Source organism: Bacillus sp. FAU20, assembly GCF_056033865.1.
This window is the reverse complement of record NZ_JBVYHY010000021.1, coordinates 35,236-61,955: the sequence shown is the minus strand read 5'-3', so window position 1 is coordinate 61,955 and position 26,720 is coordinate 35,236. Positions and strand designations below refer to the sequence as shown.

General features: G+C 35.6%; 27 protein-coding genes and 1 other annotated feature. Of the genes, 18 read left to right on the top strand and 9 right to left on the bottom strand.

The window, feature by feature from the left end:
• Positions 1-143 precede the first annotated feature (143 nt).
• Both AC0OM3_RS14100 and AC0OM3_RS14095 read left to right on the top strand, forming a co-directional pair.
• Positions 144-1,499 (top strand): alpha-amylase family glycosyl hydrolase, encoded by a 1,356-nt coding sequence (locus tag AC0OM3_RS14100; protein ID WP_474212162.1) that lies wholly within the window; start codon positions 144-146, stop codon positions 1,497-1,499.
• 305 nt (positions 1,500-1,804) lie between these two features.
• Complete coding sequence (locus AC0OM3_RS14095; RefSeq protein WP_000397889.1) at positions 1,805-2,701, top strand: helix-turn-helix domain-containing protein; 897 nt, start codon at positions 1,805-1,807, stop codon at positions 2,699-2,701.
• Positions 2,702-3,457: 756 nt separating this feature from the next.
• Here the strand turns inward: AC0OM3_RS14095 and AC0OM3_RS14090 are convergent.
• Complete coding sequence (locus tag AC0OM3_RS14090) at positions 3,458-3,949, bottom strand: YajQ family cyclic di-GMP-binding protein (protein ID WP_001040149.1); 492 nt, start codon at positions 3,947-3,949, stop codon at positions 3,458-3,460.
• A 230-nt stretch (positions 3,950-4,179) separates the two neighbouring features.
• On the opposite strand from AC0OM3_RS14090, the gene AC0OM3_RS14085 reads away from it, so the two are divergent.
• On the top strand, positions 4,180-5,034 hold the full coding sequence (locus tag AC0OM3_RS14085; RefSeq protein ID WP_000281260.1) for a CvfB family protein: 855 nt from the start codon (positions 4,180-4,182) through the stop codon (positions 5,032-5,034).
• Positions 5,035-5,087: 53 nt separating this feature from the next.
• Here the strand turns inward: AC0OM3_RS14085 and prsA are convergent, their stop codons facing one another.
• Both prsA and AC0OM3_RS14075 read right to left on the bottom strand, forming a co-directional pair.
• Positions 5,088-5,945 (bottom strand): peptidylprolyl isomerase PrsA, encoded by an 858-nt coding sequence (gene prsA / locus AC0OM3_RS14080; protein ID WP_061883892.1) that lies wholly within the window; start codon positions 5,943-5,945, stop codon positions 5,088-5,090.
• A gap of 129 nt (positions 5,946-6,074) precedes the next feature.
• Positions 6,075-6,206, bottom strand: a complete 132-nt coding sequence (locus AC0OM3_RS14075; protein WP_001120851.1) for a DUF3941 domain-containing protein — start codon at positions 6,204-6,206, stop codon at positions 6,075-6,077.
• Positions 6,207-6,307: 101 nt separating this feature from the next.
• Between AC0OM3_RS14075 and AC0OM3_RS14070 the strand changes: the two genes are divergently transcribed.
• A complete protein-coding gene (locus AC0OM3_RS14070; protein ID WP_000364436.1) occupies positions 6,308-7,165 on the top strand; it encodes a YitT family protein in 858 nt (285 codons plus the stop codon).
• A gap of 25 nt (positions 7,166-7,190) precedes the next feature.
• Here AC0OM3_RS14070 and AC0OM3_RS14065 read toward each other — a convergent pair whose 3' ends face one another.
• From AC0OM3_RS14065 to AC0OM3_RS14055, 3 genes are all read right to left on the bottom strand, one after another.
• Entirely contained in the window at positions 7,191-7,388 is a 198-nt protein-coding gene (locus AC0OM3_RS14065) for a DUF3813 domain-containing protein (protein ID WP_000527407.1), read from the bottom strand.
• Positions 7,389-7,529 carry a hypothetical protein gene (locus AC0OM3_RS14060; protein ID WP_000516816.1) on the bottom strand — a complete coding sequence of 47 codons (141 nt, stop codon included), beginning with the start codon at positions 7,527-7,529 and terminating at the stop codon, positions 7,389-7,391.
• 105 nt (positions 7,530-7,634) lie between these two features.
• On the bottom strand, positions 7,635-8,444 hold the full coding sequence (locus tag AC0OM3_RS14055) for a Cof-type HAD-IIB family hydrolase (protein ID WP_001041231.1): 810 nt from the start codon (positions 8,442-8,444) through the stop codon (positions 7,635-7,637).
• A 489-nt stretch (positions 8,445-8,933) separates the two neighbouring features.
• Here AC0OM3_RS14055 and AC0OM3_RS14050 point away from each other — a divergent pair, with 489 nt between their 5' ends.
• Positions 8,934-9,113 (top strand): YjzC family protein, encoded by a 180-nt coding sequence (locus AC0OM3_RS14050; RefSeq protein ID WP_000531421.1) that lies wholly within the window; start codon positions 8,934-8,936, stop codon positions 9,111-9,113.
• A gap of 208 nt (positions 9,114-9,321) precedes the next feature.
• Positions 9,322-11,922, top strand: coding sequence for an ATP-dependent chaperone ClpB (clpB, locus tag AC0OM3_RS14045; protein ID WP_474212154.1), 2,601 nt, complete (start codon positions 9,322-9,324; stop codon positions 11,920-11,922).
• Positions 11,923-11,960: 38 nt separating this feature from the next.
• On the opposite strand, the gene AC0OM3_RS14040 is transcribed toward clpB, so the two are convergent.
• Complete coding sequence (locus tag AC0OM3_RS14040; protein ID WP_001211116.1) at positions 11,961-12,143, bottom strand: YjzD family protein; 183 nt, start codon at positions 12,141-12,143, stop codon at positions 11,961-11,963.
• Between the two features lie 156 nt (positions 12,144-12,299).
• Between AC0OM3_RS14040 and AC0OM3_RS14035 the strand changes: the two genes are divergently transcribed.
• From AC0OM3_RS14035 to AC0OM3_RS14005, 7 genes are all read left to right on the top strand, one after another.
• On the top strand, positions 12,300-13,034 hold the full coding sequence (locus tag AC0OM3_RS14035) for a lipase family protein (RefSeq protein WP_000028713.1): 735 nt from the start codon (positions 12,300-12,302) through the stop codon (positions 13,032-13,034).
• Between the two features lie 29 nt (positions 13,035-13,063).
• On the top strand, positions 13,064-13,936 hold the full coding sequence (locus AC0OM3_RS14030; RefSeq protein ID WP_002163889.1) for an NAD-dependent epimerase/dehydratase family protein: 873 nt from the start codon (positions 13,064-13,066) through the stop codon (positions 13,934-13,936).
• A gap of 54 nt (positions 13,937-13,990) precedes the next feature.
• On the top strand, positions 13,991-14,167 hold the full coding sequence (locus AC0OM3_RS14025) for a ComZ family protein (protein ID WP_001986215.1): 177 nt from the start codon (positions 13,991-13,993) through the stop codon (positions 14,165-14,167).
• 380 nt (positions 14,168-14,547) lie between these two features.
• Positions 14,548-15,480, top strand: a complete 933-nt coding sequence (gene fabH, locus AC0OM3_RS14020; protein ID WP_001100544.1) for a beta-ketoacyl-ACP synthase III — start codon at positions 14,548-14,550, stop codon at positions 15,478-15,480.
• Between the two features lie 30 nt (positions 15,481-15,510).
• Positions 15,511-16,749: a beta-ketoacyl-ACP synthase II gene (gene fabF / locus AC0OM3_RS14015; protein ID WP_000412656.1), complete on the top strand. Its 1,239-nt coding sequence runs from the start codon at positions 15,511-15,513 to the stop codon at positions 16,747-16,749.
• A 107-nt stretch (positions 16,750-16,856) separates the two neighbouring features.
• Positions 16,857-17,645, top strand: a complete 789-nt coding sequence (locus AC0OM3_RS14010) for a DUF2268 domain-containing putative Zn-dependent protease (protein ID WP_000513273.1) — start codon at positions 16,857-16,859, stop codon at positions 17,643-17,645.
• A gap of 142 nt (positions 17,646-17,787) precedes the next feature.
• On the top strand, positions 17,788-18,534 hold the full coding sequence (locus AC0OM3_RS14005; RefSeq protein ID WP_000966124.1) for a YjbA family protein: 747 nt from the start codon (positions 17,788-17,790) through the stop codon (positions 18,532-18,534).
• 280 nt (positions 18,535-18,814) lie between these two features.
• On the opposite strand, the gene trpS is transcribed toward AC0OM3_RS14005, so the two are convergent.
• Together trpS and AC0OM3_RS13995 are read right to left on the bottom strand one after the other, a co-directional pair.
• On the bottom strand, positions 18,815-19,804 hold the full coding sequence (trpS, locus tag AC0OM3_RS14000; RefSeq protein WP_000110982.1) for a tryptophan--tRNA ligase: 990 nt from the start codon (positions 19,802-19,804) through the stop codon (positions 18,815-18,817).
• Positions 19,805-19,880: 76 nt separating this feature from the next.
• Positions 19,881-20,097 (bottom strand) — a binding site (T-box leader).
• Positions 20,098-20,202: 105 nt separating this feature from the next.
• Positions 20,203-20,583, bottom strand: a complete 381-nt coding sequence (locus tag AC0OM3_RS13995) for a DUF3899 domain-containing protein (RefSeq protein WP_001044997.1) — start codon at positions 20,581-20,583, stop codon at positions 20,203-20,205.
• A gap of 319 nt (positions 20,584-20,902) precedes the next feature.
• Between AC0OM3_RS13995 and AC0OM3_RS13990 the strand changes: the two genes are divergently transcribed.
• The 5 genes from AC0OM3_RS13990 (at position 20,903) to AC0OM3_RS13970 (ending at position 26,620) form a co-directional block, all read left to right on the top strand.
• Positions 20,903-22,558 (top strand): peptide ABC transporter substrate-binding protein, encoded by a 1,656-nt coding sequence (locus AC0OM3_RS13990; protein WP_000727222.1) that lies wholly within the window; start codon positions 20,903-20,905, stop codon positions 22,556-22,558.
• Positions 22,559-22,687: 129 nt separating this feature from the next.
• Positions 22,688-23,617, top strand: a complete 930-nt coding sequence (gene opp3b, locus AC0OM3_RS13985; protein ID WP_000534167.1) for an oligopeptide ABC transporter permease — start codon at positions 22,688-22,690, stop codon at positions 23,615-23,617.
• On the top strand, positions 23,614-24,630 hold the full coding sequence (opp3C, locus tag AC0OM3_RS13980; RefSeq protein WP_000974106.1) for an oligopeptide ABC transporter permease: 1,017 nt from the start codon (positions 23,614-23,616) through the stop codon (positions 24,628-24,630). Before opp3b ends, opp3C begins: the two co-directional genes overlap by 4 nt.
• Before the next feature lie 18 nt (positions 24,631-24,648).
• Entirely contained in the window at positions 24,649-25,692 is a 1,044-nt protein-coding gene (locus tag AC0OM3_RS13975; RefSeq protein ID WP_000854347.1) for an ABC transporter ATP-binding protein, read from the top strand.
• A complete protein-coding gene (locus AC0OM3_RS13970) occupies positions 25,685-26,620 on the top strand; it encodes an ABC transporter ATP-binding protein (RefSeq protein WP_000166347.1) in 936 nt (311 codons plus the stop codon). The genes AC0OM3_RS13975 and AC0OM3_RS13970 overlap by 8 nt, the downstream gene beginning before the upstream one ends.
• The last annotated feature ends 100 nt before the right edge of the window (positions 26,621-26,720 follow it).

The following is a 26,720-nucleotide window of genomic DNA, read 5'->3' as shown; positions in this document are numbered from 1 at the left end:
AATGTTAGAAAAAATAACATCTATTTGTTATGTTTCATATCATATTCGAAATTAAACTAAAAATCAACTAAAAATTCAGAAAATTATATGCATGATGTCATAAAACCTAACATGAATTATTTTATGAGGATTAAAATCGACATATGCGTTTCATTCGGATAATTGGTATAATATTCTTACAATTAAAAGCTTGGGGGATGCGTGTGGGAAAAATACGGACTAGGAAACTATTCATTTGTTTTTGCTTAGCTGTTGTTTTGTTTGTACCAATACATACTTTTGCAGACGAAAAAAGAGAGTGGCGAGATGAAGTTATATACTCCATTATGATTGATCGCTTCAATAATGGAGAACCGAAAAATGACAAACAGTTAGAAGTTGGTAATTTAGAAGGGTATCAAGGAGGGGATATAAGAGGAATTATAAAAAGGTTGGATTACATAAAAGAAATGGGTTTTACTACCGTTATGCTTTCGCCACTTTTTGAAAGTGGAAAGTACGATGGATTAGACGTGCGAAATTTTAAAAAGGTAAATGAACATTTCGGGACAGACAATGATGTGAAAGAACTTGTAAAAGAAGTTCATGCAAAAGGAATGAAAGTTGTATTTCAATTTCCACTTGGAGAAAACGAACAACAGGTAATTGACGCAATGAAATGGTGGATAAAAGAAGTTGATTTAGACGGAAGTTATGTTATACATAGTGAAAAAAAGCCGCGTTCCTTTTGGGATAACGCGCAAAAAGATATGCAAGTGATAAAGAAAGATTTTCGTATTATGACAAAGGAGGATAGCGAATACAACGAAAAAATAGTAGAATCGTTTTCTAAAGCAGATGTATCGGTGAAATCGTTATACGATGTGAGTAAAAAAGAAGGGGAATTTGTTACGTTTTTAGATGATCAAGAAACAAAAAGATATGCGCGTATTGCAAAAGAAAATATGTATTATCCGCCATCACGTTTAAAACTGGCGCTTACATATTTGTTAACATCACCTGGAATTCCGAATTTTTATTACGGAACTGAAATTGCATTAGATGGAGGAAGTGTACCCGATAATAGACGATTAATGGATTTTAAGTCAGACGAAAAATTTATGCAGCACATAACAAAACTAGGTGAACTTAGACAAGCGAGACCGTCTTTACGACGCGGTACGTTTGAGCTACTGTATGATAAGAGCGGTATGAGCATACTAAAACGAAAATATAAAAATGAAGTAACTTTAGTAGCAATTAATAATACGAAAGAAACACAAAAAGTCTCCTTACCTGCAAGTATGATTGGTGAAAAACAAGAGTTAAGAGGATTGTTAGAGGATGAAATTATAAGAGAGGAAGATGGGGAATTTTATCTCGTTTTAAAGCGTGAAGAATCAAACGTGTATAAAGTTAACGGAGAAACAGGTGTGAATTGGTTATTTATCTCCTTAATCGTTGGGGTGAATGTATTATTTATTGCGTTTTTAATTGCAGTTAAAAGGAAGCGTAGATAAGATGAAAAGTTGCTGGCTCTATGTTCATGTCTTCTTATTGTATATGTAAGTTTGTTCGGTGGCGCGATAGTGTTTATTCTGTTGATATGAAATTTCTTAAGAGAAACGATGTGAGAATGAAAACGTCCCTAGTGAGAGGAGGGCCAGGTTAGGAAGAGGATTTTCTTCCTAACCTGTTTTTTGTGTTAGCACCGATAGGGAAGAATCTTTGAAAAATCAATAATTGCAACTATATTAATTTTACATTACATTAAAAGTTAGAGAATACTCTTATACTAATACAGTGCTAAATAGTAGGTGGGAAAATGGAGTTTTACGATTTGGGTATTACCATTAAAGAGCTTAGAATTAAAAAAAATATATCACAATCCGAATTATGTCATGGAATATGTTCGCAAAGTCAAATTAGCAAAATAGAAAAAGGTGTGATTTATCCATCTAGTATATTGTTATATCAATTATCAGAAAGACTTGGTATTGACCCAAATAATATATTTGCATTAACTCAAAACAAAAAACTAAAATATGTAGAAAATGTAAAATGCGTAATAAAAGATTGCTTAAAGCAAAAACAATACAAAGAACTTTATGAAATAGTGAAAAAAGAGAAAAACGAAAATAACTTCCAATCAACAGAAGATAAACAATTTTTAATATGGCATGAAGCGATTGCTATATTTATGGTGGATAAATCAATAAAAACTGCTTTAGATTTTTTAAATAATGCATTAAAATTAACTGTAACTAATTCAGATTTTTTATCAGAAAGAGAAATAGATATTATGCAGACAATTGCTATATTCCATGGGGAAAATAAAGAATATGAAAAAAGTATTAATATATTAAGAAGGTGTTTAACTAATTTTAATAAGTTAGATTTTCCTAGAGATAAAGAAATTAAATTGAAAATTATTTTTAATTTAGCAAAAATTTTAGGTCATGCAAATCAACATGAAGAGGCAGTAAAATACAATGATATGGGTATCAAACTAGCTATTAATCTAAATACTTTATATTTACTAGGTGAATTATACTATGGAAAAGCTTGGAATTTATTGAAACTTAAACAACCTAATGAAGAAGATGTTGCAAATAACATGAAAAAAGCATTATTTATATTTGAACTAACAGAAAAAGAAAATCTGATAAAAATGGTTAAAGAAAAATATTTTGAAAACCAAACTGAAAAAAGTCACTCATAATTCATTTGGAAATCACTTGAAATATAATAAAACCTACAGGGAAAATCCCTGTAGGTTCTAAACTTATAAACTTTCTTCTAAAATATTAGTGTTTAATATAAATTTTTGAATAAGAGTTTACTTAGTGTACTTTTTATTTTGAAGTCTGCATCTTTATTAACGATGTATGCTTCTTTTTAAATCCATCCGAATATTATTGGTTCAAGTCGGAGGAAGGCACTTTGAGGTGTCTTTTTTTATGACCTTTATCATTAACTATTTAATGTTTTTTTAAATGATTACATGACATATTTTTTTTGTACCAAGCTTTGTTGATACAGTTAGACTTATCCGTTAGTGTATTCGTATTATTAGAACATCCTACAGTATTTAGGGAGAATGTGGCCAATAAAAACCATAATATTAATTTCTTCAAATAACCACTTCTAACTCTTTTTTAATTAACATTTTTTAAGATCCTTACTAATTTTACATTACATTAAAGGTCGGGAAATATTCTTATACTCATAAATTGTTACGTTTTGGCGTGGAGAGGAATTATGAGTTACAGCGATTTTTAAGATGACTTTGGTCTAGGATGTAGTTACTAAGAAAAGTAATTCAAATCGAAGGGAAAACGTCTTAAGGTGTCTTTTCCTTATTTTCAATTTACTTAGCGATTTTTACCACACATACCCTTTTTCTATAGTTTGTTCTCGTAATATTGTCTCTACAAGACAAAAAAGAAAACTCCTCTAATTAAGAGGAGTTTTCTTTTTAGCGGTAGTTAATGAACTGTACGTCGATTGGTAAATCAGCGCTACGAACAGCTGCGATTACTGCTTGTAAGTCATCACGGCTTTTTGCTGTAACACGTACTTGATCATCTTGTACTTGTGTTTTTACTTTTAATTTCATTTCTTTAATGATGTTGTTAATTTTTTTCGCGTTATCTTTATCGATACCTTGTTGAAGTGTTGCGCGTTGGCGAACAGTGTTGCCAGTTGCAGCTTCAACTTTTCCGTAATCTAAGTTCTTAATTGGAACGTTACGTTTTACAAGTTTAGAGATAAGAACGTCTTTTACTTGCTCTAATTTAAACTCGTCATCAGAAGTTAAAACAAGTACTTCTTTTTCTAATTTAATATCACTTTTACTTCCTTTAAAGTCATATCGGTTTTGGATTTCTTTTAATGCGATATTAATTGCGTTTGTTACTTCAGGTAATTCTACTTTCGAAACGATGTCAAAAGAACTATCTTTTGCCATAGTTAGCACCTCCAAATAAATTTCTAATCTTTTTATGTACTGTACATACTAAAGTATAGCTGAAAACGAGTCTAGACTTAAGTGTTTTCGTACTTATATTCATGTAACCTCATTTTATTATAGTGAATTTTGGGCAGTTGGACAAATATAGGAAAAATCATGTTATAATTAACTTTTGTTTGGAATGATAAAAAAGATAATTTTATATATATAGAAGGGAATTAAAAAATATGTATTTGCAAATAGGATCGATTGAACAGGTAACTGTTTTACGCGAAACGGAAATCGGATATATGGTTGGGAATGAAGAAGAAGAAATTTTCCTACATAAAAACGAAGTGGCTGGAGAAATTGAAGAAGGCGATACGATTGATGTATTCTTATACCTTGATCACCAAAATCGTATTTCAGCAACAATGAAGGAACCAATTATTACAACTTATGATTGGAACTGGGTAAAGGTTGTAGAAGTTATTCCTAGTTTAGGTGTGTTTGTTGATATTGGTGTGTCAAAAGATATACTAATTCCAGCTGATGAGTTCCCGATTTATATGCCGGTATGGCCAGAAGTAGGCGACGAATTATATTGTACGTTAAAATTAACGAATCGTGATCGTTTAATTGCTCTTCCGGCAAGAGACAGTGATATGCAAGAAATTATCGTAGATGCAACGCCATCTATGCGTAATAAAAACGTAAACGGACGTGTATATCGTTCACTTCAAGTTGGTTCATTCATACTAACGGATGAGCATTTCCGTGCTTTCCTACACCATACAGAAAGAAAAGAACAAGTCCGCATCGGTCAGCGTGTAACGGGCCGTATTATTGACGTAAAAGATGACGGTACAATTAACATTTCACTTCTTCCTCGTAAAGAAGAAGGAATGGAAGATGATGCTGCGGTAATTTATGCATATATGGAAGAACGAGGCGGAGCAATGCCGTTTTGGGATAAGAGCCATCCAGAAGATATTAAAGAACGCTTTAACATGAGTAAAGCTGCATTTAAGCGCGCACTTGGTAAGTTGATGAAAGAAGAAAAGGTTTACCAAGAAGAAGGTTGGACTTACTTTAAGAAATAAGATGAAAGATTAAAAAGCACACCCTTATCTAAAAAGATAAGGGTGTGCTTTTTTTAATTTCCTTGCGGAGAAACAAGAGTAAATGTATCTTTCAAATCACTATCATTTATTTTAATATTTGCCTTTTTTAATTCCTCTTGTAACAATTTTTTGCTGAATACAGGATCAGCAGTACGTTCTTCCTCTAAGTTTTTGCGAATAGAGTTTTTTACCTCATCGTAAGGTTTTAAATCTTTTTTATCAGTTAATTTAATAACGTGATAACCGTTTGATGATTTTACGGGGTTGCTAATTTGCCCAACATTTAGTTTGTAGGCAGCCGTTTCGAATTCAGGAGCCATTGTACCTGAATTGAAGTATCCAAGGTCTCCGCCTTTATCTTTTGATAGTAGATCTTGTGATTCTTGTTTTGCTAATTCTTCAAATGAAGCACCGGCATCTAGTTTACTCTTTATTTCTTTCGCTTCATTTTCGTCACTTACTAAAATGTGACTCGCTTTAATTTCTGGCTTATAGTGGTCTTTTACGTCTTTCTCTGTAATGCTTTTCTTAATCGCTTCATTCATAGCAAGTTTGAACTTAATTTGATTTTTAAAATCCTCTTCATCTTTTAAACCATTATTTACTAATACTTTTTTGAATTGATCTCCATATTGTTTTTTTACTTTTTCTACTTCTTTATTTACCTCTTCATCAGGTACTTTATATTTTTTTGTGATGACGTCTTGTGCCATCATTTCGTATAGCATGTCTTTTCCGTAACGATCTTTCAATTGTTTTTCGAAGTTATCCTTTGTAATGGTCGAGTCTGTTGCTGTAGCGACTGTAGCTGAGCCATTTTTTTGTTCGCAAGCAGATAGCATCAATATACTTATTAGTGCAGTAATAATGAAAATATGTTTCCCTCTCATGCCAACACCTCATCCGAATATGTTATCGCTATTGTAGAATATAGAAGTGAACATGAAGTGAATTTTTAATGTTTTTTTCCTTTAAAATGTAAAAAAGTACATCAACATAATTGTTGATGTACGATGGAATCAAAGGTGATCGGTCTTTTTAGAGTATGCACGTTTACCTTGCTGAATATTTTTTTGCTCTTGCTCATTTTTTTGTGTGCGTTTTGCGTTATTATCGCGTGCTTTTTTGTCGTTATCACTCGTATGTGGCATAATGTATCAACTCCATTTCTAAACGTTGTACGTTTATCATTTCCTTTTTCGTAAAGACTATGTATAGCGGTGCATTTATGAAGGGTAAAGGTGGATTCCAAATGGATTTGAAGTTGAATTATACTGAACTTATAAAGAAGTTAATCGTTGTAATCATCGCAGGTTTATTAAACGCGATTGGGATGAATTTATTTTTAACGCCAGCAAAAGTGTATGCGAGCGGCTTTGCTGGATTGTCTCAATTATTATCACAAATATTAGGTGATTTTTTATCGATTCACATATCTACGGGAGTATTGTTTAGCTTATTTAATATTCCTGTCGTTATTTTAGCGTGGAAAAAGGTTGGAAAGGCCTTCACCTTTTTTAGTTTTCTTTGTGTTATATTTATGACTCTGTTTCTAGAAATTATCCCTGTTAGAGCGGTTTCGAATGATATCATATTAAATGCGATTTTTGGCGGAATTATTTCGGCAATTGGAGTAGGGATTGCTTTAAAGTGGGGTGCTTCTACAGGCGGATTAGATATTATTGCCATGATTTTATCAAAAATAAAAGATAAGCCTGTCGGTACATACTTTTTCTTTTTTAATGCAATTATCATTATCGCTGCTGGCTATGTATATGGATGGGAAAAAGCGTTGTATACGCTAGTGACTTTATATGTGTCAACGAGAATTATTGATGCAATTCATACTCGTCATGTAAAGATTACAGCATTAATTGTTACGAAGAATGGGGAAGACGTAAGAAAGGCGATTCACTCGCGATTAGTAAGAGGGATTACAACGATACCAGCAACAGGTGCTTATACGAATGAAAATAAAGAAATGTTAATGATGGTTATTACCCGTTACGAGTTATACGAATTAGAGAGGATTATTAAACAAGTGGACCCAGGTGCATTTACAAATATACTGCAAACAGTTGGGGTGTTCGGATTGTTTCGGAAAGATTAAAGAGGACCAAAGTTGGTCCTCTTTTTTAATGTAAATTCGTAATGTTTTGCAATTGCTCTTGCATTTCACGGAGCTGAACTTTTTCAGCAGTTGAAGAGTTTGCGTAAGCGGATTGCAAAGCATTTTTTGCTCTATACACGAGATCTTGTTGCTCAGTACCGCTTGAACAAGATACGGCATTTTCAACAGCATCTCTAGCTTGTTGGAATAGTAAGTTCCCCATTTAAACCCCTCCAAAAGAAGAGTTACTTCTTGCTTTTTCTGCCTCAGCTAATGTACCTCTGTACGGGAATCTTGCATCATGCTTCATAACAGCATCGGCTCCTTGTTGGATAAAACGTTTTGATTTGTTCTTTTTACCCATTCGAAAAACCCCCTTTATTTAGCTGAAAACAATCGACGCGATGTCTCATGCGTCTACTTATAGTATGGACATTTGGCAGGAAACTATAAGTAGGGAATTTTTAGATTACAACCCAAGAACCTCTTCTAAATATAAAGCAATACCATCTTCTTCGTTCGTTAACGTCGTATGGTTTGCGAGTGATTTTAATTCAGGGATGGCATTTCCCATTGCAATGCCGTGACCAGCAAATTCAATCATTTCAAAATCATTATCTTCATCACCGAAAGCGATAATTCGCTCTTGTGGAATGTTGTAATGACTAGAGATTTTTTGTAATCCAACTGCTTTATTTAATCCACTTTTCACAATTTCAATAATCGGCCAAGGTGCGCCCCATTTTCTATGGTCGATTACTTCCGCATGCATATCCGTTAAATGTTGACGAATTGCAGTGGAATGCTCGTCATGTGCATCAATTAATAAGCAAGTTGGATGATCGTTTAAAATATTTAATAAGTCTCCCGTAAAAATCTTAGGAGAGCCGAATTCGAAAATATGTTTTTTATCTTCATCAATTTCACGAACATACACATCGTCCATTACTTCCGCGTATATATTTTTTACGCCGAAATCAAAGCAAGCTCGTACAATTTCTTGCGCTGTTGCTAGCTCAAGAGGAGAGTGGTGTGTTCCCCAGCTTGAATCAAGAGGATGATGTACGTAAGCACCGTTAAAGTTTACGATAGGTGTGTTAAGAGCAAGTTCTTTATAGTAATCATAACTAGCACGGAATGGACGTCCTGTTGAAATAACAACAATATGTCCCTGTTCCTTTGCTTTTGCAATTGTATGTTTCGTTCGAGTGGAAATTATTTTGTTGTCTGTTAATAAAGTACCGTCTAAGTCTAATGCGATTAAATGTTGTTTGTTCATAATTTCACCTCTTATAATAATTTTTTTGTATCTATCTGTATTTCCGTTTTTAATATGCAGAAATAAGAGGTTAGACTTGGTGAAATCACCATAGATGGAAATTTCACTATATATCCATCTTACGTCTCAAAGTGCTGTGGTGTCTACTATTTATCGTTGGAAATTAAGAAAAGTCAACATCTTTTTAGAAAGTTCAAACAATGTTTCTTTCATTATGTACAAATTGTGAAAAGGGTTACATTGCTCGTATAATGAGGCATATAATGAATATGTAATCTTCTCGTATATGTTTGACTCTCCTTTGAAACTAGCCTAGAGTAGGTTGGTTTCTTTTTTTCTACAAGTAGGAAAGAAATCCCTGCTTACGCTCGTGTCATTCATATATATGTACAAGAATGAGATGTAGTACTGTTTCCTAAACATGACAGAAAAGCTTTCTTTTAAAATGGATATACTAATGAGGCAAGACGTCATGGAAGGAGAATGAAGATGGGACAAAATCGCAGGTTTCGTTCTGGACAAAAAGCGCCGAATGATGGCATTTACGTAGAAATTGGTGAAACGGGAAGTATGGTGAAAGATCCGCAAATGGTGAAATTAACTGCCGGTGAAAAGTTTCCGGATAACACGAATCATAACCGCCAGTGGACATATAAAAGAAAACCGTAACAGGAGCCGCAATCGTTATTGCGGCTTTTTTGTCGTCACACATTGTAATTTCATTTACCGTATTTTTAGCAGTATAATGAATGCTCTCTTTTTCTTTTTCAAATAATAAGTTTGAAAATACATAGGCAAAATTATTGTATAAAAAAGTCAGTTGGCGTATAATCAAATCAAAGGTCAAAGAAAGTCAAACTTTTGGAGGGCTGTAAAGATGGACTTAAATCAAATGACAACAAAAACACAAGAGGCGATTATGAGTGCCCAATCTTTAGCGGTATCTCATCATCACCAAGAGGTGGATACTGTTCATCTATTACTTGCATTATTAGAAGAGCAAGATGGATTAGCAGTACGTATATTTCAAAAAATGAATGTTGATATAGAAGCATTAAAGCAAGGTGCTGAAAGTTTAATTAAAAAGAAACCTTCTGTAACGGGGAGCGGTGCAGAAGTTGGAAAATTGTATGTAACGAGCGCTCTGCAACAACTGCTTGTAAGAGCAGGGAAAGAAGCAGAAAAACTGCAGGATGATTACATTTCAGTAGAACATGTATTGCTTGCTTTTTCTGAAGAAAAAGGCGATATAAATCAATTATTTACAAGATTGCATATTACGAAAGATAACTTATTACAGTCTTTAATGACAGTTCGGGGGAATCAAAGAGTGACTAGTCAAAATCCAGAAGCAACTTATGAAGCGTTAGAAAAATATGGTCGTGATTTAGTAGCGGAAGTGAGAGCAGGGAAAATTGATCCTGTAATCGGACGGGATAGTGAAATTCGACGTGTAATCCGTATTCTTTCACGTAAAACGAAAAACAATCCTGTTTTAATTGGGGAGCCAGGTGTTGGTAAAACAGCAATCGTTGAAGGGCTAGCACAGCGTATTGTGAAAAAGGATGTACCTGAAGGATTGAAAGATAGAACGATTTTTGCGTTAGATATGAGTGCGCTCGTAGCTGGTGCGAAATTCCGTGGTGAGTTCGAAGAGCGTCTGCAGGCTGTATTAAATGAAATAAAAAAGAGTGAAGGACGCATTTTATTATTCATTGATGAACTTCATACAATAGTTGGAGCTGGTAAAACAGAAGGTGCGATGGATGCAGGAAATATGTTAAAACCGATGCTTGCGCGTGGTGAACTGCATTGTATTGGAGCGACGACGCTCGATGAATATCGCAAATATATTGAAAAAGATCCAGCGTTAGAAAGACGTTTCCAACAAGTATTAGCAGAAGAACCAACTGTTGAAGATACAATCTCAATTTTACGTGGATTAAAAGAACGCTTTGAAATTTATCACTGTGTAAATATTCATGACCGTGCGATTGTAGCAGCATCAGTTTTATCAGATCGATATATTTCAGATCGCTTCTTACCTGATAAAGCGATTGACCTTGTTGACGAAGCGTGTGCAACAATTCGTACAGAAATCGATTCTATGCCAACAGAATTAGATGAAGTAACGCGCCGCATTATGCAGCTGGAAATTGAAGAAGCGGCTCTTGGAAAAGAAACGGATCGTGGTAGCCAAGAGCGTCTAAAAACATTGCAACATGAATTATCGGATTTAAAAGAAGTTGCAAGTGGTATGAGAGCGAAATGGGAGAAAGAAAAAGAAGACATTCACAAAGTTCGTGACTTACGTGAACATTTAGAACGTCTGCGCCGTGAATTAGAAGAAGCAGAAGGTAATTACGATTTAAATAAAGCAGCCGAACTTCGTCACGGGAAAATTCCAGAAATTGAAAAAGAGTTAAAAGAAGCGGAAGAAATGGGTGCGCATAATAAACAAGAAAATCGTTTATTACGTGAGGAAGTAAGTGAAGAAGAAATTGCAGATATTGTTTCACGCTGGACTGGTATTCCTGTTGCTAAACTTGTTGAAGGCGAACGCGAGAAATTATTACGCTTAGAGCAAATCTTATCAGAGCGTGTCATTGGACAAGAGGAAGCAGTAAGCTTAGTGTCAGACGCGGTTCTTCGTGCTCGCGCTGGTATTAAAGATCCGAACCGCCCGATTGGTTCTTTCATCTTCTTAGGACCAACAGGTGTTGGTAAAACAGAACTTGCAAAAACGTTAGCACAGTCTTTATTCGATAGTGAAGAGCAAATGATTCGCATTGACATGTCTGAGTATATGGAGAAACACGCAGTGTCACGCTTAATTGGTGCGCCTCCTGGATATGTAGGATATGAAGAAGGTGGTCAATTAACAGAAGCGGTAAGACGTAAACCATATTCCGTTGTTTTATTAGATGAAATTGAAAAAGCACATCCAGAAGTATTCAACATTTTATTACAAATGTTAGATGATGGACGCATTACAGATTCGCAAGGTCGTACAGTGGACTTTAAAAATACAGTTATTATTATGACTTCAAATATTGGATCTGCTCATTTACTAGATGGATTAGAAGAAAATGGTTCGATTAAAGAGGAATCAAGAGACCTTGTAATGGGGCAATTAAGAGGACATTTCCGCCCTGAATTTTTAAACCGTGTTGATGAAATTATTTTATTCAAACCTCTTACAACGAATGAAATTAAAGGCATTGTTGATAAAATTGTAAAAGAACTACAAGGTCGTCTAGCTGACCGTCACATTACAGTAGAATTAACAGATGCAGCAAATGAATTTGTTGTAGAAGCTGGTTTCGACCCAATGTACGGAGCTCGTCCATTAAAACGATACGTACAACGTCAAGTGGAAACGAAATTAGCACGAGAATTAATTGCAGGAACAATTACTGACAATAGTCACGTAGTTGTTGATGTAGAAAATAACGAACTAGTCGTTCATGTGAAATAAAAATAAAAAAGAGTTCGGATAAAATCCGGACTCTTTTTTTAGTGTTGTTCTACTGGCTCGTTTGGAATTGCAGCTGAAATTGCTAGTACTAACACAGCAAGAACAACTGAGAAAATAGACGCTTGGTTAAAGTCGTATGTACCGCCAGTCATAGAGCCGATTACATAGCTCATCATATGTACAAGTAAGAACGACCAAATTAATGCCCAAATGAAACGCATATTTTACACCTCTATTCGTTCAATCTGTCCTTATTGTAACACAATTGAAAAAAGAATATAGAAAAATATTTGTAGATTTTTCAACGCAAATTTGCATTCCGTTCATACATTATAAAAGAGTGGTTTTATATGTTTAGAAAATAAGGCGGGGGAAAAATGAGTATTACGGAACGTTTTTTTTACTTAGAAAAAGAACCATGTGTCATTTATTTACCGGAGAAGCCAAATGGATTTTCTGTTATGCTCCTCGGTGATTATAACTACTTTATTGAGAATGGTACAAGTTTATGGACACAGCATGCGGGTAGATCTTATTTTTTACATGGCCTTATTGAGCAAGGCTACACGGTCTTTTCTTCTAATTTATACGGAAGACATTGGGGAAACGACCAATCTGTTCGTCTAGCAAAACGTTTATATGACGTTGTGTTGAGAAAAGAGACATTGAATGCGAAAATGCACATTATGGCAGATGGTATGGGAGCACTTGTAGCACTCGAAATGATGAACAAATACCCTGAGTGTATACGCTCTGTCATTATGTTAAATCCGTGTTTAGATTTACCAGAATATGTGGAGTTTGAAAAAGAGCATAAGTTTTTTTACAAGAGACTCGTGAAGGAATTAAGTTTGGCGTATGATGCCAAAGAAGAAGAATTAGAATCAAAAATAAATAAGAAATCATTTACGCTTCTTCCATCTTGTGTACCGGTCAAAGTTTTCGTATCAACCCAAGAAAAAAGAGGAAGAAAACAGCAATTGCGTAAATATGAGAAAATGAGGCAATTCAATCAATGTGATACTTCTGTCTTGTTCCATCTGCAAGATGTGAAATATAAAATGGTTAGGCAAACGACCGATTTCTTTAAAAAATATGAAGAAGAATTGTGAAGCTCCCATATACATAAATGAGGAGCTATTTGTTTCAGAGGGAAAGGGTTGGTGGTATGGAACGCGTGCTGATAATAGGTGCACTTACGTTTGTAGGTTATCACCTTGTAAATAAAATGATTGAAGAAGAAGTGGAAGTATATGGTCTTGATTTTGATGAATTCGATAGTATGACCAAAATTAATGAAGAGAAGTTATTATTAATTGGGCGAAATGCATTATTTACGTATTATTCGATAAGAGATGAAGATGGATGGAGATCAGTAGAGGAAGAGAGCTTCGATACTGTTTACTTTTGCTTATATGAGCCAAATCAGCAAAGTGGATTTCGGAATGAAAGAGTCATATTACAATATTTAAAGCGAATCATAAGAATGTGTGAAGAACAAAAAGTGAAGTTAAATTTAATTTCTTCTATTGAAGTAGGTAGTACAGATGAATCAGAAAATAAGCGCCTATTTTTGAAAGTAGAAGAAGGATTGAAGAAAGGGAATTTACAATATAGTGTATTTCGAGTTCCTACATTATATGGACCATGGCAACCATCTTTTATGATGTATCATCAGCTCATTTTATCAGAATTAGACGAGAAAGAGTGCCGTTGTACGAGTGAGGAAAAAGGAAGTGATTTACTTTACATTGAAGATGTATGTGAATACTTATGGGAACATGGAACGAGCGGGGCGCATCTTGGTATATACAATTTACTTAGTGGTAAACAGTCATTATGGGAAAAAGGTATGAATCTTTTACGCGCGGATGATAAAGTAAATCAAAATAATAACGAAGTAAGAGATGAGGCTATCGAAGTAATTTCGATAAAAAGAAATACTCCGTTAGAATATGGTTTAAATAAGCAACTGGCACACATGAAAAAATATAAAGAGTTATACGAAGAGTAGCACGCGTGTTACACTATTGTATGTGAAAGTTTTAATGGAGAGGAAGAGCATAATATGAACGAAAAAAGCATGCAGTTTTTACAAATCGCAATGAAGCATTTACCGGAAGCAAAGGCAATTTTAGATGATAATGGAATTGCACTTGATATGGAGAAAGCACAGCCGGTGTTAGAGTTGTTAATGAAAGTTATGAATGAAGCTTATGAGCTTGGGAAAGCAGATAAAGAATAAAAAGCATCTTTTTAAGATGGAGGAGAGGCCCGAACCGTGGGTAGAAGCGGTCAGGGCCTTTTTTATTCTCGCCTGGGGGAAAATCAGAGATATGAAGAGTATAAAGGAAAAGTAGTGAGGAGAACTCTTTAGTTTAGAAGGAAAGCAGATAAAGAATAAAAAGCATCTTTTTAAGATGGAAGAGAGGCCCGAACCGTGAATAGAAGCGGTTTGAGTCTTTTTATATTTGAGAGGTATGTTTCTGTTTCTTTTAATGAAAAATAACGTGAATAATGCGTTAGCTTTCTGTTTTATGCGAAATATATTCTAGACAAAAATACATTTATGTTTTAAAATTAGTACCAAGTCATAATAATTGATATAAAACGGAGGGCTGCGATGTGAACGTGGGCATTTTAGGGATCGGAAGATATGTGCCAGAAAAAGTAGTCACAAATCACGATTTAGAGAAAATAATGGAAACATCCGATGAATGGATTCGTACGAGAACGGGAATTGCAGAAAGACGCATTGCCGATGATACAATAGATACTTCATATATGGCCGTAGAGGCTTCTAAAAAAGCACTTGAAGATGCAGGAATTAACGGAGAGGATATCGACCTTATTTTAGTAGCAACAGTAACACCAGATCGTGCTTTTCCAGCAGTTGCTTGTGTAATTCAAGAAGCGATTGGAGCGAAACAGGCAGCTGCAATGGATGTAGGTGCAGCATGTGCTGGTTTTATGTACGGAATGATTACAGCGCAGCAATTTATTCAAACGGGAACTTATAAAAATGTATTAGTAGTTGGTAGTGATAAACTATCTAAAATTGTAGACTGGAACGATCGAAATACAGCAGTATTATTTGGAGACGGAGCCGGTGCTATCGTAATGGGAGCTGTTTCAGAAGGTAAAGGTGTTCTATCTTTTGAATTAGGAGCAGACGGAAGTGGCGGCAAGCATCTTTATCAAGACGAGTATGTTATGATGAATGGCAGAGAAGTGTTTAAATTTGCCGTTCGTCAACTTGGTGATTCTTGTCTTCGCGTTTTAGATAAAGCTGGTCTTACGAAAGAAGATGTGGATTTCTTAGTACCGCATCAAGCAAACATTCGTATTATGGAATCTGCAAGAGAGAGGTTAAATTTACCACAAGAAAAAATGAGTATGACAATTGAGAAGTTCGGTAATACATCAGCTTCTTCAATTCCGATTGCAATGGTAGAGGAATTGCAAAACGGACGTATTCAAGACGGTGATTTAATTATACTTGTTGGTTTTGGTGGCGGATTAACATGGGGAGCAGTTGCTCTTCGTTGGGGTAAATAAGGACTGAGAGAAAAAAGGAGTGTATTTTGTATGGAAAAAAAGAGGGTCGTAATTACAGGACTAGGGGCTGTTACACCGGTCGGAACAGATGTTGAAACAGCATGGGAAAACATTAAAAAGGGTGTATCTGGAATCGGGCGACTTACAAGAATTGATCCAGAACTATTTCCAGCAAAAGTAGCAGCGGAAATTAACGACTTTGAAGTCGAGAAATATATTGATAAAAAAGAAGCGCGCCGTATGGATCGCTTTACACAATATGCAGTGGCAGCAGCGAAAATGGCAGTTGCAGACGCAAAGCTTGAAATTACAGAAGAAAACGGACCTCGAATTGGTGTATGGATTGGATCTGGTATTGGCGGTATGGAAACATACGAAGAACAATTTAAGATTTTTACTGAGAAAGGCCCACGCCGCGTGAGCCCATTCTTCGTGCCGATGATGATTCCAGATATGGCAGCAGGTCAAGTATCAATCGCAACAGGAGCAAAAGGAATTAACACTTGTTCTGTAACGGCTTGTGCATCTGGTGCAAACTCAATTGGTGATGCATTTAAAGCAATTCAGCGTGGTGATGCTGATGCAATGATTACAGGCGGAGCAGAAGCGCCGTTAACAAGTATGGCATTCGCAGGATTTAGCTCAGCGAAAGCATTAACATTTAATGAAGATCCAGCAACGGCTTGCCGTCCATTTGATAAAAACCGTAGCGGTTTCGTAATGGGTGAAGGTTCAGGTATTCTAATTCTTGAAGAATTAGAGCACGCATTAGCGCGCGGTGCTCACATTTACGCGGAAATTGCTGGTTATGGTGCAACTGGAGATGCGTTCCATATTACAATGCCTGCTCCTGGTGGTGAAGGCGGAGTGCGTGCAATGCGTCAAGCTTTAGCTGATGCAGGCCTACAGCCAGAAGATATTGATTACATTAATGCGCATGGTACAAGTACGGATGCGAATGAAAAATATGAAACGATGGCAATTAAAGAAACTTTCGGTGAGCACGCGTATAAAGTAGCGATTAGCTCAACGAAATCAATGACAGGTCACTTATTAGGAGCAGCTGGTGCTGTTGAAGCGATTTTCTCTATTAAATCAATTACAGACGGAGTAATTCCTCCAACAATTAACTATGAGACACCAGATCCAGAATGTGACTTAGATTACGTACCGAATCAAGCGAGACACCAAGAAGTAAATGCAGTATTAAGTAACTCATTAGGATTCGGTGGTCATAACGCAGTGTTAGTATTTAAATCGTATAAATAATAGATGAAATAAGGAGTTTTTTCGTAATATATTGCGAAAAAACTCCTTATTTATTTTTACGTCTTTTTCTCCTGTAGCATATACATAAGAAAAAAGGAGGGATAAAGATGGGGATTGTTGAAACAGCTGAATGGCTACATTTATATTATGGGCGGCCAGAAAAACTTTGTGAGAAATTTACGAAGTATATTCCGTTGCCAAAAGAAAGATTGTATCGCTTTTTAATTTCAAAAGGGATGTATCGCCCAATCATGCGCGGAGAAAAGGAAATTAAAGAATTAGAGGAAAAGGAAATTTGGAAAGAATTGAGCCTGGAGTATGATAAACTGAAAAATTGGTTAAAAGGTCCAGATGTCCCTGTCTTTATTTTATTATCAGATTCCTATAATCGAACTGTACAAGAAGAGTATAACGGTAGGGCTGGATTATCTATGCGTCATGTTATTTTCTTATTCGTATGTGGGCGGAATTCGGTAGAAGAATTAAAAGTGTTATTGGCGCATGAATATCATCACATATGCAGGTTACATCAAATTGAGATGAAAGAAACAGAATATACATTACTTGATACGATGATTATGGAAGGGCTAGCTGAGCAGGCAGTAACAGAAAGGTATACAGAAAAAAACAATGCACCGTGGACGGCGTATCTTTCAAAAGAAGAAGCTATTTATTATTGGAAAAATGTTGTACATGAAAGAATAAGTATAAAACGAGGAACAAGGGAACATGACATCGTATTAAATGGCTTTCACTCTTATCCGAAGATGCTTGGCTATGCGCTTGGATTTCATATTGTCAAAGATTGTGTAACTTTGGAAGGAGAAGATACACTTTCTTTATTATCTATAGATGCAAAAGAAATATTGAATAAAGCAAGTGCATTTCATATATAAAAAACAGGAGTTCTATTTCCTGTTTTTTTATTATTAATAGAAGAAAAAATAATAATTAGAATATATTTCCTCAAGTGGAATAAAGTTAAGCAAAAATGAACATAATGATTGGTACAAACAGTAGTGAAGTGAGGGGTAGTGAATGTTATATCTACATGATGTATGGGTAAATTGGTTTGAAGGTGAAGAAAATGGGTATAACGTTTGTCATTTTTACGAATGGCGGAAAGATGATACGATAGAGCTATTAGATCAAGTGCCATTATTAAAAGTAGATGCCACATTATATCATTACATCGAGAACGAATTGTTAGAGCTTCCGCAAAAAATGCTGGAAGACGTACATCATAAGGCTTATATTCGTAAAAATCATGAACGTTTGCAGCAAGAGTATTGCTTTGTTGTTACAGATGGAAAAGGAATTATTGCGATTGACACAATTGGTTACAATGTTCCAATTCGTAAAAGCAGACTTATACCACGCCAAGAGCAGATGGTATATGAGATGGTAGAAAACGTAAAAGCAGAAAAGTATGAGTTCCAAGTAGAAGAAACAGAAAAAGAACATCACATTTTATCACCATCGCCTTTCATTATGAATGGCTTGACTCGTAAAGAAAGACAGCTAAAACAATTATTATTTATGGCGTTAGATCAATTACATACAACGAAAAATACAGCAGAGATTCGCTATTGGTACACAGAGTGGGATCCATCAGCATATGGAACGGTTCAACATATGGAGTTCGAGGATATTTGGGCTAGACTGTATGATGAAGCGAAAGCTGGCTGGTCTGAGAAACATGAACAATTATGTGAGCGTCTTGTAAAAGGACAGCCATTTTTTGAAAAGTTATGGGAAATGGAAAATGAGCAAAAGGTAAATTAAAAAACCGCCGATTGGCGGTTTTTTTAATTTGTTGTAATCCAGCTCCAGCGGCAAGAATGTTCGGTGGCTTCGCGCCTTCCTGCGAGGCAAAAAGCGCCTCTACGTCAGGAGCTCCATCCCCCTCACATTCTAAGCGAGCCGCTTCCGCTTTATATGAAATCCAGCTCTGGCAGCAAGCGCTTCGTGTCTAAGAACCTTCCGCATAAGAAGACAAAAAGCGTCTTCTATGCGAAAGAACCTTAGCCAGTCAGAGCTGAACGAGCTGCCTCCGCTTTATATGTTACCTACGTTTTCTGCTTAGTCCCATTGCGTTTTCTACTTTGCGTAGTTGTTTGAATGCAACGCGGTTTGCTTTTTCTGCACCTTTGTCTAGAATTTCGTCTAGTTCTGGTGAATTGATTAGTTCGTTATATTTGTCTTGGATTGGACGAATTGCTTCTACGACTACTTGCGCTAGGTCGCCTTTGAAGTCGCCGTATCCTTTTCCTTCGTACATTGCTTCAATTTCTTCAACTGTTTTTCCGGAGAATGAAGAGTAGATTGTTAATAAATTAGAGATACCAGGTTTGTTTTCCTTATCAAATTTCACGATACCTTCAGAGTCAGTTACAGCACTCTTAATTTTCTTTTCAATTGTTTTTGGCTCATCAAGCATACTGATCATTGATTTTGGATTTGGATCAGATTTACTCATTTTTTTCGTAGGTTCTGTTAATGACATAACGCGAGCTCCTACTTTTGGAATACGAATTTCAGGCATTGTGAAGATTTCGCGGTAACGTTTGTTGAAACGCTCTGCTAAGTCACGTGTTAATTCGATATGTTGCTTTTGGTCATCACCAACCGGCACGATTTCAGTGTTGTAAAGTAAAATATCAGCAGCCATTAATGGTGGATACGTAAGTAATCCAGCTGGAACTGAATCTCTACCAGAAGCTTTATCTTTATATTGCGTCATACGCTCTAATTCTCCAACGTAAGCAACAGATTGCATAATCCATCCTAGTTGAGCGTGTGCTGGTACTTCTGACTGTACAAATAAAGTAGCTTTTTCAGGATCGATGCCGCATGCCACATAAAGTGCAGCAAGACTGCGGATGTTTTTACGAAGCCCGACGGGATCTTGAGGCACTGTAATCGCATGTTGGTTTACAATACAGAAATAACAGTCGTGTTCATTTTGAAGCTCTGTAAACTGCTTCATTGCTCCTAAATAGTTTCCAAGTGTAATCGTTCCACTTGGCTGAATACCAGAAAAGATAACTGACATAAGTAATTCCTCCTAAAATTGAATGTGTGATGTGGGGAAGAGAAGGCAAACAAAAAAGCCCATTCATCCCAAAAACTATAGGGACGAATGGACCGCGGTACCACCCTAATTATTTCACTACTGTGAAATCTCTCTAATCCATAATAACGTTAGGATATAACGCCAAAGCCTACTACTTTCGGTTCGGTTTGGTGCTCAAAAGCCCATTCCATACTGTACAATTACTTGTTCACACCAACCACAAGCTCTCTGAAATTGCCTCAATATGTACTCTTCTTTATCATCGCATACATATAAATTTATTTATTGTTACTTGAGCTCTTTTAATATGAAAGAACTAAAGTTTTATAACAAAATGTTTTGCTGATTATTATATCATATGGGATAGTGTTTGCAAACTACATCAAAATAGTAAAGCTAATGAGGGTCGAGAACAACCCAAGGAAGATACCTGTAATACAAATTGGATATGTCCATTTGAATGAATATGTTTTATAAATACGTTCTTTCTTATCTGTAGGTTCCTCGACTTCTTCAATTAAAGAGTCAATCTTTTTGTTCGTACCAAATACTCTTTGGAATGCGTAAATGGTTACATTGAAAAAACCATTTTGAAATATGTATAAAAAACCGCCGATAAGAATAAAAAACAGTGCAATATAAAACAAAATGTTGACAAAGTTCAACAAAAATTGAGATGAAATGAGGAATGCACCAATACTAGAAGCAATCATCGCTATAAAAATTAGTATACAAGTATGAAAAAAAACTTTATTCAAAATATTCCCCTCCGTCAAAATATTACTAGAATTATTATACTATAAAAGCTATAATAAGTACTAGGATTAATTTTTTGAAAATTATACGCAATTAAAGGTCTGATTTTAAGATGATGGTAGCAATGTTAATGTATCCCTTTACGGAAAATTAAAAATATAAATATTTTATTAAAAATTTTAACAAAAAAACAAAAAACTATATTCACAATTGTTATATTATATGTATAATGAAAATTGTAGAAACTTGGAGATTATTCTTTCAATTCTACTTTTTAACAAGTGAGGGTACAGGAAGTGCAATTAGGGGAGGCAACACAACATGAAGAAAAAGATACCGTTATTACTTGCATCAACTTTAACTGCAAGTATGTTGCTTAGCGCGTGTAGCTACCAAAAAGATGACGCAAAAGCAAAAGGGAAAGAGAACGCTACGAGTAGTAGTAACGGAAAACAGATTCTTAATTTAACAGAGTTATCTGAAATTCCGTCAATGGATGCATCATTAGCATCTGATTCTTCATCTTCTACAGCATTAAATAATACGATGGAAGGTTTATATCGTATTGGCAAAGATCAAAAGAGAATGCCTGGAGTTGCAGAAGATGTCGAAAAGCTAGATGATGGGAAGAAATACATATTTAAATTAAGAAGAGATGCGAAATGGTCGAATGGGGAACCTGTAACAGCTAAAGACTTTGTGTATTCATGGAAAAGAGCAGTAAATCCAGATACAAAAGCAACGTATTCGTACATTATGTTCGATATTAAAAATGCAGAGAAAATTCATAAAAAAGAATTACCTGCTGACCAATTAGGTGTAAAAGCTATTGATGATTATACATTAGAAGTAGAATTAGACAATCCCGTTCCTTACTTTATCGATTTAACAGTTTATCCAGTATTTTACCCACTAAATGAAAACTTTGTAAAAGTACAAGGTGATAAATTTGGTTTAGAGGCAAATACAACATTATATAACGGTCCATTCGTTATGAGTGATTGGAAACATGAACAAAGTTTCCAATTCAAGAAGAATCCTTCATATTGGGATAATAAAACGGTTAAAATCGAAGAAATCAACTTTAATATTGTAAAAAATACAGCAACTGATGTAAATTTATATGAGACAAACGCGATTGATCGAGCGGCTTTAACGTCTGAATTTGTTGATAAGTTTAGAAAAAGCCCAGAGTTCCAAACAAGAAAAGAAGCAGGGGTTGCTTACTTAAGATTTAATCAAAGTAATCAGTACTTAAGTAATAAAAACTTAAGAAAAGCAATTTCAATGTCCTTTGACCGTGATAACATTGCAAAAGTTATTTTAAATAACGGTGCAATTGGAGCTTACGGCTTTGTTGGAAAAGATTTCGCTGAAGGTCCGAATAAAAAGGATTTCCGAGCTGAAAATGGAAAGCTAGTTGAAACAAATCCAAAAGAAGCGAAAAAGCTTTGGGAAACAGCGAAGAAAGAGCTTGGAACTGATAAAATCGAACTAGAATTCTTAAACTTTGATAATGAAGATGCTAAAAAAGTTGGGGAATTCTTAAAAGGTGAGATGGAAAAGAACTTACCAGGTTTATCAATTAAAATTAAACAGCAACCATTCGCACAAAAAAATAAATTAGAAGATTCTCAGCAATATGATATTGCGTTTGGTATTTGGGGACCAGATTTCCCAGATCCAATCTCATATTTAGATATGTTTGTTACGAATGGTTCTCAAAATAAAACAGGGTATTCTAATCAGAGATATGATGAGTTAATCCTAAAAGCTAAAACAGATACAAAAGATTTACAAGCTCGCTGGGACAACCTTCTAGAAGTAGAGAAGATGTTAATTAAAGAGGATGCAGTTATCACTCCAATCTTCCAAAAAGGTTCAGCGTATGTAGTAAAAGGTGCCGTAAAAGATATTATCCCAATTAACTATGGTGGTAAATTAACTTACAAATGGGCATCTATTGAACAAAAATAATCTTTTTTTTTCCATCGTTTACAAGGGTATATGCTTATGATGGGCATATGCTCTTATTTTAAAAAAATAAAAGTAAGAATATTTTAAACTATCTTATTGCTTTTGAGAAAAACGGGGAGGTGCTTGACTATGGGACGTTATGTATTAAAACGTTTCGTGTACATGGCTTTGACATTATTTTTAATTACTACACTGACTTTCTTTTTGATGAAATTACTTCCGGGTTCTCCGCTTAAAAACCAGGAGAAGCTATCACCGGCACAAAAAGAAATCATTCTTGAAAAATACGGATTGAATGATCCGGTACCAGTTCAATACGCACGTTACTTAGGTAACTTAGCAAAAGGTGATTTAGGGGTATCATTCCAATATGATAACCGCCCAGTAACAGACATGATTGTGGATCGTATTGGACCATCAGCCCAATTAGGTTTACAAGCGATTATATTAGGAACGTTTATCGGTTTAATTTTGGGTATTGTTGCCGCACTTCGTAATAATACGTGGGTAGATTATAGTGCAACAGTTATTTCGGTACTCGGAATGTCGGTACCATCATTCGTATTTGCCGCATTACTGCAATATTTCGTAGGGGTAAAACTTGGCTGGTTCCCAGTAGCATTCTGGAAAGGGCCAGAGTTTACTGTAATGCCTACAATTGCATTATCGATGGGAGTTATCGCAACAATCGCACGTTTCTCTCGTGCAGAGTTAATTGAAGTTATGCAAGCCGATTACATTTTAACAGCGAAAGCGAAAGGAATTAGCCAAGGCGTTATTATTGTTAAACATGCACTTCGTAACGCGTTAATTCCAGTTGTAACAATTTTAGGACCAATGGTTGCGGCATTAATTACAGGAACACTTGTTATCGAGCAAATTTATGCTGTACCAGGACTTGGGGAACAATTCGTTAAATCGATTACTTTAAATGACTATACAGTTATTATGGGAACTACGATTTTCTATAGTGCGATTTTCATTTTAGTTATTTTCATTGTCGATATTTTATACGGAATTATTGATCCTCGTATTCGTTTAGCGGGAGGGAAAAAATGATGAAAGATGTACAAAAATTATCTCCAGATTTATTTCAACAAGCCAATCAAAATAATGTTGATAATGAAGTCATTGCCCGTCCAAGCTTAACGTTTTGGCAAGATGTAAGAAGACGTTTATTCCAACATAAAGGTGCGATGCTTGGACTTGTATTATTAGTTATCATTGCGCTATTAGCGATTTTTGGACCGATGGTAAGTAAACATTCGTATAAAGAGCAAGATTTAGGTCGTGCGAAATTACCACCAAAAATTCCAGTTATTGAAAATGTTCATTGGTTACCATTTGACGGTACAGATCAATATGGTGTTGACCAGTATGAAAAACGTGATATTAAAGAGTACTTCTGGTTTGGTACAGATGATCTTGGCCGTGACTTATGGACAAGAACATGGGAAGGTACACGCGTATCATTATATATCGCTCTTTTAGCGGCAGCAATTGACTTAGTAATTGGGGTTGCATACGGAGGTATTTCAGCATTCTACGGCGGTAGAGTAGATAATATTATGCAACGTATTATGGAGATTATTAACGGTATTCCATACTTAATCATCGTTATTTTAATGGTAATCATTATGGGATCTGGTATTTGGTCAATTACACTCGCGATGGCGATTACAGGTTGGATAGGGATGTCGCGAATTGTTCGTGGACAAATCTTAAAGTTAAAAAACCAAGAATATGTATTAGCATCTCGTACATTAGGTGCAACAAATACACAATTAATTGTGAAACATTTAATTCCAAACGTAATGGGACCTATTATCGTAATGACAATGTTTACAATTCCATCAGCGGTGTTTGGTGAAGCGTTCTTAAGTTTCATCGGTTTAGGGATTCAGCCACCATTTGCGTCACTAGGTTCTCTTGTAAATGATGGTTATAAATCTATTCAAACGTATCCGCATATGATGTTCATCCCTGCGGTTGTCATCAGTATATTAATTTTAGCATTTAACTTAATGGCAGACGGATTACGCGACGCGTTAGATCCAAAAATGCGTAAGTAAAAGAGGGGAGAGGCAAAGATGAAAACATTGTTAGAGGTAAAAGATTTACAAGTCTCCTTTGATACACATGCAGGTGAAGTACAAGCTGTACGCGGCGTTACTTTTGATTTGAAAAAAGGAGAAACATTGGCGATTGTAGGAGAATCTGGTTCAGGGAAATCAGTTACTTCTAAAGCGTTAATGGGATTAATTCCGAATCCTCCTGGACGCATTAAAAATGGTGAAATCGTATTTGAAGGTCGTGACTTAACAAAATTAACAGAAAAAGAAATGCAGCAAGTACGCGGTAAAGATATTGCGATGATTTTCCAAGATCCAATGACATCATTAAATCCAACGATGACAATTGGAAATCAAATTATGGAAGGTCTAATTAAACACCAAGGGATGAGTAAAGCAGATGCACGTAAAGTTGCTTTAGAATTAATTGACCTTGTAGGTATTCCAAATCCAGAAGCTCGTTTAAAACAATATCCTCACCAATTCTCAGGTGGTATGAGACAGCGTGTAGTTATTGCGATGGCGTTAGCTTGTAACCCGAAATTATTAATTGCCGATGAGCCGACAACAGCGCTAGACGTTACGATTCAGGCGCAAATTTTAGAACTTATGAAAGACATTCAGCAAAAAACAGAAGCAGCAATCATTTTTATTACGCATGACTTAGGTGTAGTAGCAAACGTTGCGGACCGAGTGGCAGTTATGTACGCTGGTAAAGTTGTTGAAATTGGAACTGTAGATGAAATTTTCTACAATCCGAAACATCCATATACTTGGGGTTTAATCGCATCTATGCCAAGTTTAGATGGTTCAGAAGAAGAGTTATATGCAATCCCTGGAACGCCTCCAGATTTATTGAAGCCGCCGAAGGGAGATGCTTTTGCACCACGTAACCCACAGGCACTGAAAATTGACTTTGAAATGGACCCACCTTTATTTAAAGTAAGTGATACACACTATGCGGCAACTTGGTTACTTCACGAGCAAGCTCCAGAAGTAAAACCGCCGGCAGTCGTTGAAAGACGCATTCTTCAAATGAAAGCAGGTGAACAACATGACTAAACAACGTGAGAAATTAATTGAAGTAAAAAATGTAAAGCAGCACTTCGACGTGAGTGGTGGTGTTGTCAAAGCGGTTAATGATATTTCATTTGATATTTACCGCGGAGAAACATTTGGTCTTGTAGGAGAATCGGGTTGTGGTAAATCGACAACTGGAAGAACAATTATTCGTTTATATGATGCAACTGCTGGTGAAGTATTGTTCGATGGTGAAAATGTACATGGTAAGAAATCACGCGCAGAACTGAAGAAATTCAACCGTAAAATGCAAATGATTTTCCAAGATCCATACGCATCATTAAATCCTCGTATGACAGTAGGGGATATTATCGCAGAAGGTATTGATATTCACGGATTAGCGAAAAGTAAAAAAGAGCGCATGGACCGTGTTCATGAACTATTAAACACAGTTGGTTTAAATAAAGAGCACGCAAACCGTTTCCCACACGAATTCTCAGGTGGACAACGTCAGCGTATCGGTATTGCTCGAGCGCTTGCTGTAGACCCAGAATTTATCATTGCCGATGAGCCGATCTCAGCACTGGACGTATCGATTCAGGCGCAAGTTGTAAACTTACTGAAAAAGCTACAAAAAGAAAAAGGTTTAACATACTTATTCATCGCCCATGATTTATCAATGGTAAAATACATTAGTGACCGTATTGGTGTAATGTATCGTGGCCAAATCGTTGAGTTAACAACAAGTGATGAATTATATGCGAATCCAATTCATCCATATACGAAATCACTATTATCAGCGATTCCACTTCCAGATCCAGATTATGAGCGCAATCGTAAACGTATCGTATATGATCCATCGCAGCATGATTACGGTAGCGAAGTGCCAACAATGCGTGAAATTCGCCCAGGACATTTCGTACTATGTTCTGAAGCGGAGTATAAGAAATATAAAGAGATTTATCAATAAGAAAAAGAGCCATTCTTCTGTTATGGAAGGATGGCTCTTTTTCTACTATATAAAAGAATTTTATACATTTGTCGATCAGTTGATATATTTAAAGAATCGC

Coding starts and splice junctions, on each gene's coding strand:
- AC0OM3_RS14100 (WP_474212162.1), top strand. CDS start 144: ATGCGTTTCATTCGGATAATTGGTATAATATTCTTACAATTAAAAGCT.
- AC0OM3_RS14095 (WP_000397889.1), top strand. CDS start 1,805: ATGGAGTTTTACGATTTGGGTATTACCATTAAAGAGCTTAGAATTAAA.
- AC0OM3_RS14090 (WP_001040149.1), bottom strand. CDS start 3,949: ATGGCAAAAGATAGTTCTTTTGACATCGTTTCGAAAGTAGAATTACCT.
- AC0OM3_RS14085 (WP_000281260.1), top strand. CDS start 4,180: ATGTATTTGCAAATAGGATCGATTGAACAGGTAACTGTTTTACGCGAA.
- prsA (WP_061883892.1), bottom strand. CDS start 5,945: ATGAGAGGGAAACATATTTTCATTATTACTGCACTAATAAGTATATTG.
- AC0OM3_RS14075 (WP_001120851.1), bottom strand. CDS start 6,206: ATGCCACATACGAGTGATAACGACAAAAAAGCACGCGATAATAACGCA.
- AC0OM3_RS14070 (WP_000364436.1), top strand. CDS start 6,308: ATGGATTTGAAGTTGAATTATACTGAACTTATAAAGAAGTTAATCGTT.
- AC0OM3_RS14065 (WP_000527407.1), bottom strand. CDS start 7,388: ATGGGGAACTTACTATTCCAACAAGCTAGAGATGCTGTTGAAAATGCC.
- AC0OM3_RS14060 (WP_000516816.1), bottom strand. CDS start 7,529: ATGGGTAAAAAGAACAAATCAAAACGTTTTATCCAACAAGGAGCCGAT.
- AC0OM3_RS14055 (WP_001041231.1), bottom strand. CDS start 8,444: ATGAACAAACAACATTTAATCGCATTAGACTTAGACGGTACTTTATTA.
- AC0OM3_RS14050 (WP_000531421.1), top strand. CDS start 8,934: ATGGGACAAAATCGCAGGTTTCGTTCTGGACAAAAAGCGCCGAATGAT.
- clpB (WP_474212154.1), top strand. CDS start 9,322: ATGGACTTAAATCAAATGACAACAAAAACACAAGAGGCGATTATGAGT.
- AC0OM3_RS14040 (WP_001211116.1), bottom strand. CDS start 12,143: ATGCGTTTCATTTGGGCATTAATTTGGTCGTTCTTACTTGTACATATG.
- AC0OM3_RS14035 (WP_000028713.1), top strand. CDS start 12,300: ATGAGTATTACGGAACGTTTTTTTTACTTAGAAAAAGAACCATGTGTC.
- AC0OM3_RS14025 (WP_001986215.1), top strand. CDS start 13,991: ATGAACGAAAAAAGCATGCAGTTTTTACAAATCGCAATGAAGCATTTA.
- fabF (WP_000412656.1), top strand. CDS start 15,511: ATGGAAAAAAAGAGGGTCGTAATTACAGGACTAGGGGCTGTTACACCG.
- AC0OM3_RS14010 (WP_000513273.1), top strand. CDS start 16,857: ATGGGGATTGTTGAAACAGCTGAATGGCTACATTTATATTATGGGCGG.
- AC0OM3_RS14005 (WP_000966124.1), top strand. CDS start 17,788: ATGTTATATCTACATGATGTATGGGTAAATTGGTTTGAAGGTGAAGAA.
- trpS (WP_000110982.1), bottom strand. CDS start 19,804: ATGTCAGTTATCTTTTCTGGTATTCAGCCAAGTGGAACGATTACACTT.
- AC0OM3_RS13990 (WP_000727222.1), top strand. CDS start 20,903: ATGAAGAAAAAGATACCGTTATTACTTGCATCAACTTTAACTGCAAGT.
- opp3b (WP_000534167.1), top strand. CDS start 22,688: ATGGGACGTTATGTATTAAAACGTTTCGTGTACATGGCTTTGACATTA.
- opp3C (WP_000974106.1), top strand. CDS start 23,614: ATGATGAAAGATGTACAAAAATTATCTCCAGATTTATTTCAACAAGCC.
- AC0OM3_RS13975 (WP_000854347.1), top strand. CDS start 24,649: ATGAAAACATTGTTAGAGGTAAAAGATTTACAAGTCTCCTTTGATACA.
- AC0OM3_RS13970 (WP_000166347.1), top strand. CDS start 25,685: ATGACTAAACAACGTGAGAAATTAATTGAAGTAAAAAATGTAAAGCAG.